15 protein-coding genes and 1 pseudogene are annotated in these 17,693 nt (G+C 66.3%); 13 read left to right on the top strand and 3 right to left on the bottom strand.

Annotation, left to right across the window (positions count from 1 at the left end):
- The first annotated feature begins 34 nt into the window (after positions 1–34).
- From LRS08_RS06000 to LRS08_RS05980, 5 genes are all read left to right on the top strand, one after another.
- Positions 35–901 (top strand): aspartyl protease family protein, encoded by an 867-nt coding sequence (locus tag LRS08_RS06000; RefSeq protein ID WP_257844506.1) that lies wholly within the window; start codon positions 35–37, stop codon positions 899–901.
- A gap of 57 nt (positions 902–958) precedes the next feature.
- Positions 959–2,434 carry an NAD(P)/FAD-dependent oxidoreductase gene (locus tag LRS08_RS05995; protein ID WP_257844507.1) on the top strand — a complete coding sequence of 492 codons (1,476 nt, stop codon included), beginning with the start codon at positions 959–961 and terminating at the stop codon, positions 2,432–2,434.
- A gap of 66 nt (positions 2,435–2,500) precedes the next feature.
- Positions 2,501–3,265, top strand: coding sequence for a trehalose-phosphatase (gene otsB / locus LRS08_RS05990; RefSeq protein ID WP_257844508.1), 765 nt, complete (start codon positions 2,501–2,503; stop codon positions 3,263–3,265).
- Positions 3,262–5,058: a glycoside hydrolase family 15 protein gene (locus tag LRS08_RS05985; RefSeq protein ID WP_257844509.1), complete on the top strand. Its 1,797-nt coding sequence runs from the start codon at positions 3,262–3,264 to the stop codon at positions 5,056–5,058. The genes otsB and LRS08_RS05985 overlap by 4 nt, the downstream gene beginning before the upstream one ends.
- Positions 5,055–6,470, top strand: coding sequence for a trehalose-6-phosphate synthase (locus tag LRS08_RS05980; RefSeq protein WP_257844510.1), 1,416 nt, complete (start codon positions 5,055–5,057; stop codon positions 6,468–6,470). Before LRS08_RS05985 ends, LRS08_RS05980 begins: the two co-directional genes overlap by 4 nt.
- On the opposite strand, the gene LRS08_RS05975 is transcribed toward LRS08_RS05980, so the two are convergent.
- The 3 genes from LRS08_RS05975 to hppD form a co-directional block, all read right to left on the bottom strand.
- A complete protein-coding gene (locus tag LRS08_RS05975; protein WP_257844511.1) occupies positions 6,467–6,823 on the bottom strand; it encodes a Rieske (2Fe-2S) protein in 357 nt (118 codons plus the stop codon). The two genes, LRS08_RS05980 and LRS08_RS05975, sit on opposite strands and share 4 nt — an antisense overlap.
- On the bottom strand, positions 6,820–8,100 hold the full coding sequence (gene hmgA, locus LRS08_RS05970; RefSeq protein ID WP_257844512.1) for a homogentisate 1,2-dioxygenase: 1,281 nt from the start codon (positions 8,098–8,100) through the stop codon (positions 6,820–6,822). Before hmgA ends, LRS08_RS05975 begins: the two co-directional genes overlap by 4 nt.
- Before the next feature lie 136 nt (positions 8,101–8,236).
- A complete protein-coding gene (hppD, locus tag LRS08_RS05965) occupies positions 8,237–9,274 on the bottom strand; it encodes a 4-hydroxyphenylpyruvate dioxygenase (protein ID WP_257844513.1) in 1,038 nt (345 codons plus the stop codon).
- A 115-nt stretch (positions 9,275–9,389) separates the two neighbouring features.
- On the opposite strand from hppD, the gene LRS08_RS05960 reads away from it, so the two are divergent.
- The 8 genes and pseudogenes from LRS08_RS05960 to LRS08_RS05925 all read left to right on the top strand — a co-directional run bounded on the left by LRS08_RS05960 (position 9,390) and on the right by LRS08_RS05925 (position 17,604).
- Positions 9,390–9,992 carry a TetR/AcrR family transcriptional regulator gene (locus LRS08_RS05960; protein ID WP_257844514.1) on the top strand — a complete coding sequence of 201 codons (603 nt, stop codon included), beginning with the start codon at positions 9,390–9,392 and terminating at the stop codon, positions 9,990–9,992.
- Positions 9,989–10,666: a hypothetical protein gene (locus tag LRS08_RS05955; RefSeq protein WP_257844515.1), complete on the top strand. Its 678-nt coding sequence runs from the start codon at positions 9,989–9,991 to the stop codon at positions 10,664–10,666. The genes LRS08_RS05960 and LRS08_RS05955 overlap by 4 nt, the downstream gene beginning before the upstream one ends.
- Before the next feature lie 105 nt (positions 10,667–10,771).
- Positions 10,772–12,256, top strand: a complete 1,485-nt coding sequence (locus LRS08_RS05950; RefSeq protein ID WP_260481445.1) for a tetratricopeptide repeat protein — start codon at positions 10,772–10,774, stop codon at positions 12,254–12,256.
- 23 nt (positions 12,257–12,279) lie between these two features.
- Complete coding sequence (locus LRS08_RS05945) at positions 12,280–12,441, top strand: hypothetical protein (RefSeq protein WP_257844517.1); 162 nt, start codon at positions 12,280–12,282, stop codon at positions 12,439–12,441.
- An 84-nt stretch (positions 12,442–12,525) separates the two neighbouring features.
- Positions 12,526–13,947 (top strand): S1C family serine protease, encoded by a 1,422-nt coding sequence (locus LRS08_RS05940; protein WP_260481444.1) that lies wholly within the window; start codon positions 12,526–12,528, stop codon positions 13,945–13,947.
- Positions 13,948–13,961: 14 nt separating this feature from the next.
- Positions 13,962–14,768, top strand: a complete 807-nt coding sequence (locus tag LRS08_RS05935) for a response regulator transcription factor (protein WP_257844520.1) — start codon at positions 13,962–13,964, stop codon at positions 14,766–14,768.
- Positions 14,669–16,193: pseudogene (locus LRS08_RS05930) on the top strand (sensor histidine kinase). The gene LRS08_RS05935 and the pseudogene LRS08_RS05930 overlap by 100 nt, the downstream one beginning before the upstream one ends.
- Positions 16,180–17,604, top strand: coding sequence for a trypsin-like peptidase domain-containing protein (locus LRS08_RS05925; RefSeq protein ID WP_260481442.1), 1,425 nt, complete (start codon positions 16,180–16,182; stop codon positions 17,602–17,604). The pseudogene LRS08_RS05930 and the gene LRS08_RS05925 overlap by 14 nt, the downstream one beginning before the upstream one ends.
- Positions 17,605–17,693: the final 89 nt, after the last annotated feature.

Raw genomic sequence — 17,693 nt, 5'->3', positions numbered from 1 at the left:
AAGCGTGGCGCGGACGGGAACTTGGAGCGGCGCTGTGGCGCTGGCCGGCGCATGCGTTGCGCCAGCGCATGCAGCGGATACTCCGATCGTCTGTGCGCTTGCCGAAACGGCGCGCACGGGGGCGGTGATCAGCGTGCCGTTCGAAACCGTCGATGGCCGCATCTACGTCACCGCCCGCGTCAACGGAAAGGGACCGTTCCGCTTTGCAGTCGATACCGGGGCGAGTGGTCTCGGACGCGCCGATGCACGGCTCGTGGCCGCGCTCGGCCTGACCGTCACCGGGAGCGGGCAGTCATCGGACGGGGTTGCCACCGCACAGGTCGATACGGTGTCCCTGGCGTCGCTCGAACTCGGCGGGCTTGCGCGCCGCGACCTCAGTGTCATCACCCGCGACTATAATGGCCGCATGTCGAAGGAAGCGGCGTTCGACGGGATCATCGGGCGCGACTTCTTCGCCGACGGGCTGCTCGTGATCGACTATCCCAATCGGCGCCTGACCTTCACCCGCACGGCAGGACTGCGACGCGACGCGCCCGGCGTGCTCGGCTATGCGCGCGCGTTCCGCGTGCCGGTGACGATCGGATCGGTGACGGTCGAGGGACAGCTGGATACCGGAGCGAACGTCGCGTTCGTCCTGCCCCAGTCGCTGTTCGAGCGGATCGGTGGCGGCGCGGTCACGGCAAGCGGTGAGGGCAGTCTGACCAACACCACGATCAAGACCGATCGCGCGACCGTTGCCGGCCCGTTCCGGATCGGCGCAGCATCGCTTGCCAATGTCGAAGTGCGCGTGTCCGATCGCTTTCCCGAACTGCTCGTCGGCGCGCATGCGCTCCAGAATTTCGCGCTGCTGATCGACCAGCGCACCGCCAGCGTCGCGCTCTGCCCCACCGACCGGGAATGACCGCGCCCCATTGCGCTCAACTTACACGCATGTAAGTATCGCCGCCGGGAGAGCGCGATGGCCGAGCATTTCGACGTGGTGGTGGTGGGCGCCGGGATATCCGGGATCGGCGCGGGCTATTTTCTCCAGCGCGACTGCCCCGACCGCTCCTATGTAATCCTCGAAGGGCGCGCGCGGTTGGGCGGGACATGGGACCTGTTCCGCTATCCCGGCATCCGCTCCGACAGCGACATGTACACGCTCGGCTACAGCTTCAAGCCGTGGACGGAGGCGAAGGCGATCGCCGACGGGCCGTCGATCCTGCGCTATCTCGACGAAACCGCGCGCGAACATGGCATCGACCGGCATATCCGCCACCAGCATCGCGTCGTCGCGGCTAGCTGGTCCACGCCTGACGCACACTGGACAGTGACGGTCGCGCGCGGGCCGGAGCAGGAGCGGGTCGAGTTCACCTGCAACTTCCTCTTCATGTGCTCGGGCTATTACAATTACGAGGCCGGCTATCTCCCGCATTTCGAGGGGCGCGAGGATTTCGCCGGGACGATCGTCCACCCCCAGCATTGGCCCGAGGGGCTTGATTATGCGGGCAAGCGTGTCGTCGTGATCGGGTCGGGCGCGACCGCCGTGACCCTGGTGCCGGAGATGGCGAAGGCGGCGGCGCATGTGACCATGCTCCAGCGCTCCCCCACCTATATCGTCTCGCGGCCGAGCGAGGACGGCATCGCCAACTGGCTGCGGCGGAAGCTGCCGGGCGGCATCGCCTATCGCCTGACGCGGACCAAGAATATCGCACTCGGCCAGTTCTTCTACCGGATCGCGCGCAAGAAACCCGAGAAGACGAAAGAGCGGATCGTCCAGATGGTCCGCGACGAGCTCGGCCCGGATTACGACGTCGCGACGCATTTCACGCCCAGCTACAATCCCTGGGACCAGCGCATCTGCCTCGTCCCCGACGCCGATCTGTTCGCCGCGATCCGTGAGGGGAAAGCGTCGGTGGTCACCGATCATGTCGAACGGTTCGAGAAGGGCGGCATCCGGCTCAAATCGGGCGAATTGCTGCCCGCCGACATCATCGTCACGGCGACCGGCCTCGACATGCAGCTGATGGGTGGAGTTCCGTTCAGCGTCGACGGGCAACGCGTCGATCCGGCGAAATCGCTGGGCTACAAGGCGATGATGTATTCCGACATTCCGAACCTCGCCTCGTCATTCGGCTATACCAATGCCAGCTGGACGCTGAAGTCGGACCTGACCTGTGCCTATGTCTGTCGCCTGCTCAACGCGATGAAGAAGCGCGGGATGCGACAGGTGACGCCACGCGTCGGGGCGGATGTGACGCAGGAGAATTTCCTGACCTTCACCTCCGGCTATGTCCAGCGCGCGATGGATCGCTTCCCCAAGCAGGGCGACAAGCGCCCATGGCGGGTGCACCAGAATTACACGCTCGACCTGATCGACCTGAAATTCGGCGGGATCGATGCGGGGATGGAGTTTTCCAACCCCGAACCGGCGCGGGTGCGCGAACCGGCCTGATCGGGTTTCTCCCGCATTGCAGCAGAAAATTCGGAACGATTGCGTTCCGGATGCATTGCCCCTGTGATGCCCAAGCTAGCGGAAATGGACACGGCGGCGCTGCTGGCACCGCCGCCGATGGATTTGGCGAACAACGCCAGCCTGTTCCTCGACTTTGACGGGACGCTGGTGGAAATCGCACAACGACCCGACGCGATAGAGGTCGATGCGCGGTTGCGCGGACTGATATCAGCGCTGGGCGCACGCTTCGACCGGCGGGTCGCGATCGTCAGCGGGCGCGGCGCGGAAGAGATCGACCTGTTGTTCGGCGGTGCAGGCTGCCCGATTGTCGGAAGCCATGGCGCGGAACTGCGCGGCGTCGAAGCGGCGGTGACACCGGAGCGCCCGGCTGCGCTGGATGCGGTGGCCGAGCGGTTCAGGTCGCTGGCCGACGCGATTTCGGGCGTGCTGGTCGAAGTAAAGCCGCTGGGCATCGGCCTTCACTATCGCGGCGCGCCCGATGCCGAAACGGCGTGCCGCGCGCTTGCCGAGGAACTGGCGGGGTCGACCGGCCTGACGCTGCAACGGGGCAAGATGGTGTTCGAACTGCGCGCGCCGGGCGACAAGGGCCGTGCGATCGCTGCGCTGATGGCGAGCCCGCCCTTTGCCGGTTCGCGTCCGATCTTTCTTGGCGACGACCTGACCGACGAGCCCGGCTTTGCAACCGCCGCGCGGCTGGGCGGCGCAGGGGTGCTGGTCGGCCCGGTGCGCCAGACCGAGGCGGTCTATCGCCTGCCCGATGTCGCCGCCGCGCTACGCTGGCTCGAGATGATCGTGAAGGACGCCGCATGAAACCCAATCTCGACCTGTGGCCGATCGGCAACTGCCAGGTCAGCGCGTTGATCGACCGCACCGGACGCTTCGTCTGGGCGTGCGTGCCCAAGGTGGACGGCGATCCGCTCTTCGCCTCGCTGCTCGATGGTCGCGACCCGCGCAGCGACGATGCGGTCGGACTGTGGGCGATCGACCTGGAGGACTGCGCCACCGTCGAGCAGCATTATCTGACCAACACCCCGATCCTGATCACGCGGATGACCGATAGCAACGGCAGCGCGATCGAGATCACCGATTTCTGCCCGCGGTTCGAGCGGCTGGGGCGGATGTACCGCCCGGTCGCCTTCGCGCGGATCGTGCGCCCGGTGGCGGGATCGCCGCGTATCTGTGTCCGCCTGCGCCCGACGCGCAACTGGGGCGATCCGGCGGTGCTGACCACGGCGGGATCGAACCATATCCGCTACCTGCTCGATGGCATGCAGCTGCGGCTGTCGACGAACGCTCCGGTAGGGCTGCTGATGGATGAGCGCTGCTTCCGGGTCGAACGACCACTGCACTTCTTCCTCGGTCCGGACGAGAGTTTCGCCGGCAACCTTGCGACGACAGTCGATGAGATGGCGGACTATACCCGCTATCACTGGCAGAACTGGGCGCGCGGGCTCGCCACGCCGTTCGAATGGCAGGATGTCGTGATCCGCAGCGCGATCACGCTGAAATTGTGCCAGCATGAGGAGACCGGCGCGATTGTCGCCGCGCTCACCACCTCGATCCCCGAACATGCGAACAGCGGGCGGAACTGGGATTATCGCTACTGCTGGATCCGCGACGCCTATTATACCGTCCAGGCGCTGAACCGTGTCGGTGCGCTCGACGTGCTGGAGGGCTATCTCGCCTATCTGCGCAACATCGTCGATCAGGCCAAGGGCGGGCATATCCAGCCGCTCTACGGCGTGCAGGGCGAATGCGTGCTGATCGAGAGCGAGGCACCGCGCCTCGCCGGCTATCGTGGCATGGGGCCGGTGCGGGTCGGCAACCTTGCCTATGAACAGGTCCAGCACGACGCCTATGGCCAGATCGTGCTGTCGAACGTCCAGGCGTTTTTCGACCAGCGGCTGTTCCGCATGGCGGGGCGCGAGGATTTCGACGCGCTGGCACGGGTCGGCGAGCGTGCGGTCGAACTGTTCGACAAGCCCGATGCCGGACTGTGGGAGCTGCGCACGCGCCAGAGCGTCCACACTTACTCCGCCGCGATGTGCTGGGCGGCGTGCGACCGCCTCGCCAATGCTGCCGAGCGGCTGGGCATGGAAAGCGAGCGCAGCGTCTGGCAGGAACGCGCCGACCGAATGCGTCGTGCGATCGAGGATGCGGCGTGGCGACCCGACACCAACCGCATGTCCGCGACCTTCAGCGGCGACGATCTCGACGCCAGCTTGATCCAGCTGCTCGACCTGCGCTTCATGGCGCCCGACGATGCGCGGTTTCGCGGTACGCTGGAGGCGGTCGAACAGGGCTTGCGGCGCGGCAGCCATATGCTGCGCTATGCGACCGAGGATGACTTCGGCCTGCCCGAAACCGCGTTCAACGTCTGCACCTTCTGGCTGATCGAAGCGCTGCACTTCACCGGGCGCGACGCCGATGCGCGCGCGCTGTTCGCGGAGATGCTCGAGCGCCGCACAGCCGCCGGGCTGCTGTCCGAGGATATCGACCCCGTCACTGGGGAATTATGGGGCAATTACCCCCAGACCTACTCGCTGGTCGGCATGATCAACTGCGCCGTCCTGCTGAGCAAACCCTGGAGCGCCATAAGATGAGCCGCCTGATCATTATCTCCAACCGCGTGTCCGCGCCCAAAGACTCCCATGCCGGTGCGCAGGGTGGCCTCGCCGTGGCATTGCAGGCGGCGATCCGCGAATTTGGCGGCATCTGGTTCGGCTGGTCGGGCGAGACAGTCGAGGAGTTTACCGGCCAGATCAACTTCCAGCGCGCGCAGGGCGTGACCACCGCGACCGTCGACCTCGAGGAACAGGATATCGAGGAATATTATAATGGCTACGCCAACCGGACGTTGTGGCCGCTCTTCCACTACCGCATCGACCTTGCCGAGTATGAGCGCGGCTTTGCCGGGGGATATCAGCGGGTGAATGAGCGCTTCGCCGACACGCTGCGCCCGCTGGTCGAGGGTGAGGATATATTGTGGGTGCAGGATTATCACATGTTCCCGCTCGGCCAGTGTTTGCGCGATCGCGGCGTCAAGAACCGCATCGGCTTCTTCCTGCACATCCCATGGCCCCCGCGCCGGTTGCTTGCGACGATGCCCGAGGCGCAGGAACTGGTGCGGACGATGTTCGCCTATGATCTGGTCGGCTTCCACACGATAGAATGGCTGGAGTCGTTTCGCGACTATGCGACCTATGAACTTGGTGCCACCGTCGAGGGGGACACGCTAAAACTGGATGGCCGCACCTTGCGCGCGATCGTCGCGCCGATCGGGATTGACTGCAAGGAGTTCGTGGCGGGAGCATCGACTCCCGCCGCCAAGCTCGCCTATCGCCGGATGCGCGACAGCGCGGTAGGGCGCGACATGATCGTCGGGGTCGACCGGCTCGATTATTCCAAGGGGCTGGAGGAGCGCTTCGCCGGTTACGAGCGCTTCCTCGCCGAACATCCCGAGGAGCGCAAGGAAGTGTTCCTGCTTCAGATCGCGCCGCCGTCGCGCGGGGCCGTCGAGAGCTACAAGAAGATCCGCACCGCGCTGGAGGGGCTGTCGGGGCAGATCAATGGCGCCTATGCCGATGTCGACTGGGTGCCGATCCGCTACGTCAACCAGGGCTATCCGCGCGACGTGCTGGCGGGCATTTACCGCGCGGCGCGGATCGGGCTGGTGACGCCGTTGCGCGACGGGATGAATCTGGTCGCGAAGGAATATGTCGCGGCGCAGGATCCCGAGGATCCCGGCGTGCTGATCCTGTCGCGCTTTGCCGGGGCGGCCGCGCAGCTCAAGGACGCGGTGCTGGTCAATCCCTATAGCGCCGACGAGGTATCCGACGCGATCATGCAGGCGCTGCGCATGGATCTGGGGGAGCGCAAGCGGCGCTGGCGGTCGATGATGGACAATGTCGAGGCGGAGGATGTCGTATGGTGGCGCAAGCTGTTTACCGACGCCCTGATGGGGAACGACACACCCGAACCGATCTCCGCCGACAATGACGCGGCGGCGGCTTAGACGGTGAAGATCGCACCGTCGCGGACTTCGAGCGGCCAGGGCGTGAGAGCCGCACCAGCGCACGGGCCGCCGACGCACTGTCCATCCTCGATCCGGAACAGCGCGCCATGCCAGCTGCACTGGATCATGCCGCCATCATCGGTGAGATAGGCATCGAGCTGCTGTGCCAGCGGCAAACCCATATGCGGGCAGCGATCGACATAGCCGCTAACCGCGTCACCCTCGCGCACCGCAAAGCCGTGGAATCGCCCCGCTTTCATCTCCAGCACGAAATTCCGCGCGGCACCGTCCGCGATCAGATCGAGCGGGCCCAGCCGGACGCCGGGCGGGGTCTGCGTCAGCCGCTCGCTCACCCGGGCAACTGCGCCTTCGGGAAGCCCGCCCAGGCCGCGTCATAGTCCGGTTGCGCCGTCTCCAACGCGAACTGCGTCGGCCGATAGGGCCAGCAGCTTTCGACCATAAACGCCATCGTGCCTTCGATCTTGTGCGGCTTGAGCTGGGCGTTGCTCGCCCCGTCCCAACTCGCGACATCGGGACCGTGGCCGGCCATCAGATTGTGGAGCGACAGCCCGCCGGGAACGAAGCCGTCGGCCTTGGCATCATAGGCACCGTGGATCAGCCCCATCGCCTCGCTCATCACGTTGCGGTGGAACCAGGGCGGGCGGAACGTGTCCTCGGCCACCATCCAGCGCGGCGGGAAGATCACGAAATCGGCGTTCGCCCGTCCCGGCACGTCGCTGGGCGAGGTCAGCACGGTGAAGATCGACGGGTCAGGATGGTCGTAGCTGACCGTATTCATCGTGTTGAACCGCGCCAGGTCGTAGCGCCACGGCGCGAGGTTGCCGTGCCATGCGACAACGTCGAGCGGGCTGTGGTCGATCGTCGTGGTCCACAGCTGGCCGAGCGACTTCTGGACGACCTCGAAAGTTTCGTCGCGATCCTCATACCACGCCGCCGGCGTCTCGAAATCGCGCGGGTTGGCAAGGCCGTTGGCACCGATCGGGCCGAGATCGGGCAGGCGGAACAGCGCGCCGTAATTCTCCGCGACATAGCCGCGCGCTTCGCCGTCCGGCAGCACTGCACGGAAGCGCACGCCGCGCGGGATCATCGCGATCTGGCCGGGCGCGATGTCGATCCGTCCGAGTTCGGTCAGCAGCGTCAGCCGCCCGGCCTGCGGAATGAACAGCAGTTCGCCATCGGCGTCAAAAAACACGCGGCGGTCCATATCGGCATTGGCGGCGTAGCGATGCACCGCGACGCCCTCAAGATCGGCGGGGTCGCGGGTGACCAGCATGCTCGTAATGCCATCGATCAGGTCGGTGCCAGGCGCGGGATCGGCGATCGGCCCCCAGCGCAGGCGGTTCGGCGCGAGCGGAGCCGGGTCCGGCTGCGGCACGAAGCGCGTGGCGCCTTCATAGGGCTCGAATGGCGGATGCTCGGCGCTCGGGCGCATGCGGTAGAGCCAGCTGCGACGATTCTCGTGCCGCGGCGCGGTGAAGGCGGTGCCGGAAAGCTGCTCGGCATAGAGGCCGTAAGCGGGCCGTTGCGGCGAATTGCGCCCGATCGGCAGTGCGCCCGCGACCGCCTCGGTCGAGACGTGATTGCCGAAACCCGGGAAATAGTCGGTCATAGGTCAGACCCTAAAGCGCGCTCTGGCGACTAGTCGGATGAGGGGGCGGTCTCAGGCCGCCTCCCTCATCCTCCTGCGTTCCTTCCCCCTTCGGAAGGTATGGGGCCGGTTGTCCCGGCTCTCCTCTCCAACCTCGTTACGCGTCGACCTTGATCACCCCTCTACGGATTTGATCGAGTTCGATCGACTCAAAAAGTGCCTGGAAGTTGCCGTTGCCGAAACCTTCATTGCCCTTGCGCTGAATGATCTCGAAAAAGATCGGGCCGAACATGTTTTCGGTGAAGATCTGCAACAGGATGCCCTCATCGCCGACATTGCCGTCGATCAGGATGCGGTTCTTCTTGAGGCGCTCCAGATCCTCGCCATGGCCGGGGACGCGCTTGTCGACCAGCTCGTAATAGGTCTCGATCGTGTCCTGCAGCTTGACCCCTCGTGCGCGCAGCCGCTCGACCGTGTCGTAGATGTCCGGGGTGGTCAGCGCGAGGTGCTGGATGCCCTCGCCATTATAGTCGCGGATGAACTCCTCGATCTGGCTCTTGTCGTCCTGGCTTTCGTTCAGCGGGATGCGGATCGCCTTGTCGGGGGCGATCATCGCCTGGCTGAACAGGCCGGTCGCCTGACCCTTGATGTCGAAGTACTTCTGTTCCTCGAACCCGAAGAGCGTCTTGTAGAATTCCGACCACACCCGCATCTGGCCACGCCGGACATTGTGGGTGAGGTGGTCGAGCAGGTCCAGCCCGACATTGTTGTCCGCCTCCGCCTGCTGCCAGCCGGGGATCTCTTCCCAATCGGCATAAAGGTCGGTGCCGTCCTGGATGAAGTAGAGATACGAGCCGCCGATGCCGATGATGCAGGTGTCGTCCTCGGCGGTGCGCTGCGCGCCGTTGTTCAGCGCCCACTCCATCGCGGCGACCGGATCGGCGACGCGGAACGCCATCGCGCTGGCCGAGGGGCCGTGCGCAGCGCGGAACTCGGCGACGCGGCCGGTTTCGTCGCGGTTGAGCATCAGGTTGATGCGCCCCTGCTTGAAGCGGGTGATATTCTTGGTCGGGTGGCGATGCGAGGGAACGAAGCCGAGCTGCTCGAACTGGCGCGCCATCGCATCGGGATCGGGCGAGGTGAATTCGACGAATTCGAAGCCGTTGAGGCCGAGGGGATTGGTCGGATCGGTCATGTCGAGGACTCCGCAGAAGTTGATCCCGCGTTACACCCCCGGCGGCATTTGGTGTCAAATGTTACTAAATTGCGCGACCCTTGACCCATTCCAGTAAAAGTGACCATAGTCATTTATGACCATGGTCGGAATTCGCGAGCGCAAGCGGCTCAGTACCCGTGCCAGGATCATGGAATCGGCGTGCGACCTGTTTGCGGCGCGCGGGATCGAGGCGGTCACGGTCGAGGAGATCGCAGCGGCCGCCGATGTCGGCAAAGGCACCGTCTACAATTACTTCTCCGCCAAGGAGGACATCGCCGTCGCCTTCCTCATCGAGATCGACCGCAAGGCGCTCGATTCGATTGCGCTGCTCCCGGCGGACGGAATGAGCGTCGCCGATGCGCTGGATGCGGCGGCATGGTGCCTGCTCGAGCGAAAGCCGCCGTATCGGGCATTCGTCCGCGCGTTCATGGCGCGCGTCTTCGCGGCGGATCATTTCGCCTATGAGCTGGCCGAGTTCCAGGCGCAGCTCGACGAGGCGCTCGGCGCGCTGTTTGCACGGCTGCTGGCGCGGGCCGGCGCTCGGAAAGCGGTCTCGATCGACGAGCAGGTGATGTCGTTCAAGACGATGCATTTCGGGATCAGCGCGATCTGGGTGCTCGAAGGTCCGCCCTTCGCCGCGGCCCGGACGCTCACCCGGCGGCACATGACATTGCTGGCAAAAGGGATCGAACAATGATGGTCGCTTTATACCTGTTGCTCACCCTCGCGGCGATGGCGCTGGCGGGCTATGTCTCACCCGCGCGGGGGCGTCCGCTTGCGACCGCGCTGCTCGCGCTGGCCTGGGTCGTCGGCCAGTTCAACACGCTGATCGAGGCGGTGGTGTTCAGTGTCATGCCGCTGCGCGAGGCGCTGGTGCCAATGGGCGTCATGCTGGTGGTGCTGGCGCTGTTCGCCGCGCTCGCCGTGACGATCCTCGGCCGCTGGCGTGGCGCGGGTTCGGCGACGGTCGCACTCAGGGCCACGCCGCTGCGGCTGCTCGGCGTGATAGCCGCCTATATCGTCCTCTATTTCACGGCCGGGACGATCGCCTGGCCCCATCTCGCGCATTTCTACACGCCCGAGATGCTGCCGCCGCAATGGCTGGTCGCACTGCTGCAGGTGCCGCGTGCGCTGATCTTCGTCGCAGCGGCGTGGCTCTGGCTGCGTACCGGTCCGCGCGCTGCTCCGCTGGTGCTGGGACTTGCCTTTTCGGTGATCGGGGGCATCGCCCCGCTGCTTCCCGAGAATCCATATATGCCGGGCGATGTCCGGCTGGTTCACGCGATCGAGGTCGGAACGTCGAACTTCCTGTTCGGCATCGTCCTGGCCTGGCTGATCGGGCCGGTACGCGGTGCCGCCAGCGCGCGATAGATACCGGCACGGCGGCCCCAGCACGATATTCCAGTCCACCGATCCCGGCGTGTAGCGCTTGCATTGATCGGTCCGGAGCGCGAAGCTCGTTGCGAGGGGGACGGGATGATCTACCCATTGCTGCTCGCCGCCGCCGCGCTGACCATCCAGGATGCCGAACCGGCAGCGGTCGAGGTCGACGTGATCCAGACCAGCCCGGAATTTGACGCCGCGATGGATGCGGGCGATGCGCGCAAGGCACTCGCGCTGATCGAGCCGGATACGAAAGCGTGTATTGCCGCGAATGGCGGAGATGCGGCGACGCCCGAGCAACAGCGCCCCTGCATATTGCTGGTATCGAGCCTCGCAGTCGTCCTGGGCGAGGCTGGCCGAACGGCGGAGGCGGTGGCTGTCGCGCGCCGGGCCGTCGCGATCGGAGAGACGTTCGACGGATCGACCGGCATGTCGACGCTGGCCAACCTCACCCTGGGGGCCGCGCTGGAGCGGTTGGGGCGGCATGGCGAGGCGGAGCCGGCGTTCGTCGCAGCGCTGGCGAGTGCCGAGAAGATCCTGGCGGGCGACCCGGCGCTCGCCACTTACATCGGTCGTCGCGCGAACAATCTGGTGATGCTTGGTCGGCACGCCGAGGCTCTGCCGCTCGCGCGTCGTGCGGTCGAGATGGCAGGCGACACGATCGAAGGCGCGGTGTTCCGGATGATGGAAGGGGCGGCGCTGACGCGGCTCGGACGACTGACCGAGGCAGAGGCGACGCTGCGCATTTCGATCGCGCGGCTGTCGGCGCTGATGGGGCCGGGCGCGAGCCAGACAATCCGGTCGCGCGAGGCGCTGGCGCATTGCCTCGAGCAGCAGAATCGGACGCAGGAATCGGTCGCCCTGTGGCGGGAGGCGGTGGCGATGCGCCGCGCGGAGGGCGACAGCCCCGATCTGGCCGACAGCCTGTCGGGCCTGAGCGTCCTGCTGGTCCGCACCGGCGAATATCGCGAGGCGGAGGCAGCTGCGCGCGAGGCGCTCGCGGTTCGGCTGCGCTTCTTTGGGGAGGCGAGCAATTTCACCGGGCTGGCATATAATAATCTCGGTCTTGTCTTGCTGGAGTCGGGCCAGATCGAGGCGGCAGCGGAGATGCTTGGCCGGTCTGTCGAAGTGATCAAGGCGTCCGGCGTTGCAAATATAGACGAGATGATCGCGATCCTGACCAACCTTGCGACCGTCCTCGCCCGTCTCGGCGAAACCGGGCAGGCGATCGATGTGCAGCGCCAGGTGCTGAGCTATGCCGAGCGCGCCTTCGGGCCCGCACATGCGCGCGCGGTGATGGCGCGTAACAATCTGGCGGTCGCGTTGGGCGCTGCGGGTCGGCGCCGTGAGGCGATACCACTACTGGACGCCAATTATGCAGCAGCAAAGTCGCTCGGGGTGCAAGGACAACAGATCGCCGTGCAGTCCGCAGGAAGCCTTGCGGCGTTTGCGGACCAGGAAGGCGATTCCGCCAAGGCGCGCCTCTGGTATGCGCGCGCAGATGCCGACGCGCGTGCAGCGTTCCGTCCGGATCATGTCCAGCGCATCCTGCTGGGGGAAGCTATGGTGCCTTTCTGATCGGACAATCCGGCGCGCTGCCGTTGGCGCGGACGCTACTGCGCGAGGCGGGCGGCCAGGCGCTGGCGCGGATGGCGACCGGGGCCGGATTCGACACCCGCGCACAGGCGGAGATGGGGCGGTTCACGCATGTTTTCCGCGATCAGGTCCGCGCAGCCTGGAGCCTGGCAAAGCCCGCCCGCTGACCCCGTCCGTCTGATCCTGACCGTCGCTTTCACCTGAACCAAATGACAGGAAAGGGGCATCTGAAGTCAGTATCCGGAACTTCCATGAACCCCAATCCATCCGTGAACCTGACCCGCCGCACACTCGGCTGGTTCCTCGGCGCGGCGCTCTGTCTTGGTGTTGCGCTCCCGACCACCGCGCGGGCAGCGGCGATGCCCGATACGCCCAAGGTGGCCGCGCCCGCCCAGGATGAAACTGCCATCGACCGCGCGATGAAGGCGGTGGTCGCGATCAGCCCGCAGGACGAGGCCGCGCGCAAGCAGAATGGCGATACCGAGGCGGCGGGCGGCTCCGGCTTCGTGATCCATGCCTCGGGCCTGATCCTCACCAACGCGCATGTCGTCGCGAAACTCGATACGGTCGAAGTCACCTTTGCCAATGGCAAGCGCTACCAGGGCAAGGTGATCGGACGTGACGGGCGCACCGATCTTGCGATCGTCAAGATCGAGGCAGACGGGCCACTCCCGGTACTCAAACTGGCGAAGTCATCCAAGTTGCCGCTGGGCGCAAAGGTCTTCGCGTTGGGCAACCCGATGGGCAACCGTTTCTCGGTTACTTCCGGGATCATAAGCGGTTATGACCGCGCCTATGACGTCGCATGGCCGGTGAACTTCATCCAGCATGATGCGGCGCTCAACCCGGGTAACAGTGGGGGGCCGCTGATCACCGAGGAGGGGGAAGTGATCGGTATCAATACGGCAACGCCGCCCGAGACCATCTTCGACATCGGCATTGGCCTTGCGATTCCTGCCGAACTGGCAGCGAAGATCGCACCCCAGCTTGTCGCCGATGGCAAGGTCGTGCGCGGCCGGCTGGGCGTCACCGCGAGCAGCGCGGATGCCGGGATGGCCGAGGCGCTGGGCGCTCCGGGCAAGACGGGTCTGATCATTGATGCGGTCAGCGATGGTGCGACGGCGCGCGGCGGGCTCAAGATCGGCGATCTGCTGCTGAGCGTCGATGGGCGCAAGATGGAGGTCGTGCGCGATCTGTCGATGGCGTTGATCGACAGCAAGCCCGGCGACAAGGTCAGGGTCGAGATCGTCCGCGACGGCAAGTCGGTTGCGCTCGCGGTCCCGCTTGAGGCCGACGACGATCTCGCCGGCGAGCGCGGCAAGGTCGCGGCACTGGCCATGGACATGAGCGGGGCTGCCGCAGGGCCGTTCACGCTGGGGTTCGCGCTGCGTGCGGATGGTGCGCGCGTTCTGGTCGGCAAGGTAGAGGAGGCTTCGATCGGACAGATGTATGGCTTGTACGAGGGCGACGAATTGCTGGCGGTCGATGGCGTCGCGCCACGCGACGCGGCTGCGGCAATGGCCGCGATCAAGGCATCGAAGCGTGATGTGGCGGTGCTGCGCATCCAGCGCGCGGGACAGGGGACGCTGCATGTCGCGCTCCCGCTCAGCGCCGAAGCGGCCAAGGCTCGGCGCCCCGGCGTGCCGCGCCGCTTTCCGCGGGGACCGTTGTGACGGAGGGTGTGACGATGAGTAAGTTGAGACTGGACGCTGAAGCCGCGCAGAACATTGCCGACACCTTTGCCGGATGTCGCGCACTCATCCTGGAGGACGAGATCGGCGCGGAAATGAAGGCCGCGCTGGAAGCCGCCGGGTGCGAGAGTGTCGACCTGTTCGAGACCGGCGACGCCGCGCTCGCGGCACTGGAGGTCAACGCCTATGACGTGCTGGTGCTCGACCGGATCAATCCGGGGATCGAAGGGCTCGAGGTGCTCGACCGGGTGCGCCGTCGCCCCAATGGTCTCAAGACCGATCCCGATGTTCCCGCGCTCGTCTATTCGCTGCTCGGGGGCGAGGAACAGCGCATCCATGGCCTGATCGCGCGCGGTGCCGATGATTATGTGCCCAAGCCCGCGACCAGCGAGGAACTGGTCGCGCGTGTCGCCGCGCAACTGCGCCGCCGCAAGCCGACGATGCGCAGCAAGGGGTGGACCTGCGCGCCGCTGGAGGTCGATGCCGATACCAAGGACGTGCGGTGCAACGGACGTCTGCTCCAGCTGACCAGCCGCGAGGCGGACATATTGGTCGAGCTGTACAAGGAACGTGGCAATCCGCTGAGCCAGTCGATGCTGTGGGACCGCTGCTGGATCGGCAAGGGGTGGAGCCATTTCCCCGAGGAGTTCGCCAACACCGTCGATCAGGCAATCAAGCGGCTGCGCAAGTCGCTCAAGCGGCAATGCCCGGACATTCCGGACGACTGCCATCCGCTGGTGACCAATATCTGGGCGCAGGGTTTCGCGTTGCGCAACCTGGCGGGTATGGAGGGTGGCCGCTAGTTCGCATGCTCCGCTGGCTTCCGCTTCGTACCACTTTGGTGATCGGCGCGCTCGCCGCCGTCGCGCTGGTCGGCTTGACGCTCGGCCTGTTGCAGATGGTGTCGATGAACGCGCGCGAGGTGGCGATGGTGCGGGCGCAGGCCGACGCGGCGGTGCTGTCGAGCAAGATCGACAGCCTTGCCCCGGGCCTGTCCGTCGAGGAGCGCGATGCCGAAATCCTGACGATGGTCGCGGCGCGCGCGTCACAGGCGACCGATGGCGGGCGCTGCGACAGCGGCGAGCGGGCGCGGGCGCTGTTCCTCTATCGCGGAGCGGATGGTGCGCTGACCGGCACGCCCCGGCTCGACTGGCCGGCGGGCAAGGGCGAGGTGCGCTTGCGCGTTCCCGCCGGGACCGCATGCCAGCGCGCGGATGCGACCGCAGTCGGCACCGTCGTCGATTTGGGCGATGGCCGCGCGTTTCTGAGCGCGCGGATATTCAGTCCCGATCCACGGCTGGTGACGCGCGCCTATCTGCTTGCCGCGGGGGTCGGCTTCGGCTTCCTGCTGCTTGCCGGATTGCTTGCCTGGGCGCTGATGCGCGGGTGGCGTACCCGGCTCGATGCGTTCAACGCCCTGCTCGACCGCGCCGACCGCACCGGCTTTGCCGAGCGCGCCCCTGTGGACGAGGGCCAACCCGAGTTTCGGCTGTTGGCCCAGCATCTCAACGCGCTGTTGGCGCGGTCAGAGGATATGATCGGTGGCCTCAGGCGGCTCCACCGCCATGTCGCGCACGATCTGCGCGGGCCGGTGATGGTCGCGCGCAAGCATCTCGAGGCGCTCGCGCTCAAGGTGCCGGGCGAGCCGCTGATCGCCGACGCCGACGCGAAGCTGGTGACGATGGACAAGCGCTGCCGCATGCTGCTCGGCATCATCGACGCCGAAGTGTCGCGACGGCACGAGGCGGACAGTGTCGATCCCGGCGCACGGATCCGCCAGCTGATCGACGACATGTTCGTTTATCTGGGTGACGACAAGGATCTGGAGTTTGAACTGGACGCGGTCGACGCGCGGGTCTGCGTGGCGGGTGACCTGTTCGACCGGATGGTCGAGAATGTCCTGGGCAATGCCGTTAAGTTCGCGACCCCTGAATCGACGATCCGCTGTGCGGTCACGCGATCGGACGATACGGTGACCGTCGCGGTCGACAATGACGGGCCGGGGGATCGAACCGAGCCGGACCGAGCGGATCTTCGAGCCCGGCTATTCCAGCGGCGGGGCGGACAGCCACGGGCTGGGGCTCGCCTTTGTCCGCACCGTCGCGCTGCGCGCGGGCGGCAATGTTCATGCTTTCAATCGCGCGGGCGGGTTTCGCATCGAAATCACATTGCCCGCGCAGGACGATGTAGATCAGAACCAGAGGGAAAGGGGACATGATGAGGTCTAGTTTTCACGGACGGCTGCTCGCCGGGGTCGCCGCCATCGCGATGCTGGGCACGCCGCCGCTCACGGTGAGCGCGGCGGCACAGACCGCACCCTATGACAGCGAGCGCGGCGTCTATAGCTATGCCCGCGACCTCAAGGCGGTTGCGCCGAGCGTGGTCAAGGTGATCGTGCTCGGCCACAAGCAGCAGGACGGCGAGCGCACCGCGTCGCGCGAAGGCCAAGGCGATCCGTTCCGGGGGCAGACGACATCGGCGCAGGCGGGACCGCAGGGTCAGGCACCGCAGGGCGCTCCCCAGCCGATCGGCAGCGGGTCGGGGGTGATCATCGACGCGGCGCGCGGCGAAATCCTGTCGAACAACCACGTCGTCGAGAAGGGGACCGCGTTCAAGGTCCAGCTCCATGACGGCCGCGTCGTCGATGCCGAGGTGGTCGGCCGCGATCCGCAGACCGACATCGCGCTGCTCCGCGTCAAGGCGACCGGGCTGCGCGCGATCGAGGTGGGCGACAGTGGCAGGATCGAGGTCGGCGACCTCGCCTTCGCGATCGGCTACCCCTTCGGGTTCGACCAGACGCTGACCATGGGCGTGATCTCCGGCCTGGGGCGCACGGGAATCGGCGACGGGCTTCAGGATTTCATCCAGACCGATGCGGCGGTGAACAGTGGCAATTCGGGCGGCGCGCTGATCGACAGTCGCGGGCGGCTGATCGGCATCAACACTGCGATCTGGTCCAAGTCAGGGGACAATAGCGGCATCGCCTTTGCCGTTCCGATCAACATGGCGATGGCGGTCGCCGACCAGCTGCGCCGCAACGGCAGCGTCAAGCGCGGGCGGATCGGCGTGACGGTCGGCCCGGTCACCGCCGAGGCGGCGGGCAGCGGATCGACGCGCGGCGCGCTGGTTGCCGAAGTCTCGCCCGACAGTCCGGCGGCCAGGGCGGGCCTCAAGTCGGGCGACATCATCACCTCCGCCGATGGCCGGTCGATCGAGGGCCCGGGCAACCTGACCGCGATCCTGGGCGTGCTTGAACCGGGCAAGACAATCGCGCTTGGCTATCGGCGCGGCGGCTCGACCGGGACGGCGCAGGTGACGGTCGAGGCACCCCGGCCGGTTGCGGTCACGCGGCCTTCGACCGGCGGGGCAGGACTGGCGGCACTCGGCGCGACGTTCCGCGACGTCAACGCGACCGACAAGGTGCCACAGCAGCTGCGCGGCGCGGTCGTCGCAACGGTTCAGCCCGGTTCGGCTGCGGCGCGGTCGGGCCTGGCGGTCGGCGACATCATCGTCGGGGTCAATGGCGAGCAAGTCCAGAGCGCTGCGGAACTTGCCCGCGCCTTCCAGAATATCGCGGGTGGCGCAGTGTTGTTCGTCGCGCGCGGCAACAGCCTGGTACAGCTCAAGCTGGAACGGTGATTGGGATGCGCCGGGCAAGTCCCGGCGCATTCCCATCTTGGGTAGGCTTGGGCCGGGAGTCGCGTTCATGTAACCGGAAACCGCCCGAA

Source organism: Sphingomonas sp. J315, from assembly GCF_024666595.1.
Classification (GTDB): Bacteria; Pseudomonadota; Alphaproteobacteria; order Sphingomonadales; family Sphingomonadaceae; genus Sphingomonas.
This window is presented reverse-complemented; position numbering and strand designations above follow the sequence as displayed.

Coding starts and splice junctions, on each gene's coding strand:
- LRS08_RS05995 (WP_257844507.1), top strand. CDS start 959: ATGGCCGAGCATTTCGACGTGGTGGTGGTGGGCGCCGGGATATCCGGG.
- otsB (WP_257844508.1), top strand. CDS start 2,501: ATGCCCAAGCTAGCGGAAATGGACACGGCGGCGCTGCTGGCACCGCCG.
- LRS08_RS05985 (WP_257844509.1), top strand. CDS start 3,262: ATGAAACCCAATCTCGACCTGTGGCCGATCGGCAACTGCCAGGTCAGC.
- LRS08_RS05980 (WP_257844510.1), top strand. CDS start 5,055: ATGAGCCGCCTGATCATTATCTCCAACCGCGTGTCCGCGCCCAAAGAC.
- hmgA (WP_257844512.1), bottom strand. CDS start 8,100: ATGACCGACTATTTCCCGGGTTTCGGCAATCACGTCTCGACCGAGGCG.
- hppD (WP_257844513.1), bottom strand. CDS start 9,274: ATGACCGATCCGACCAATCCCCTCGGCCTCAACGGCTTCGAATTCGTC.
- LRS08_RS05960 (WP_257844514.1), top strand. CDS start 9,390: ATGACCATGGTCGGAATTCGCGAGCGCAAGCGGCTCAGTACCCGTGCC.
- LRS08_RS05955 (WP_257844515.1), top strand. CDS start 9,989: ATGATGGTCGCTTTATACCTGTTGCTCACCCTCGCGGCGATGGCGCTG.
- LRS08_RS05950 (WP_260481445.1), top strand. CDS start 10,772: ATGATCTACCCATTGCTGCTCGCCGCCGCCGCGCTGACCATCCAGGAT.
- LRS08_RS05940 (WP_260481444.1), top strand. CDS start 12,526: ATGAACCCCAATCCATCCGTGAACCTGACCCGCCGCACACTCGGCTGG.
- LRS08_RS05935 (WP_257844520.1), top strand. CDS start 13,962: ATGAGTAAGTTGAGACTGGACGCTGAAGCCGCGCAGAACATTGCCGAC.
- LRS08_RS05925 (WP_260481442.1), top strand. CDS start 16,180: ATGATGAGGTCTAGTTTTCACGGACGGCTGCTCGCCGGGGTCGCCGCC.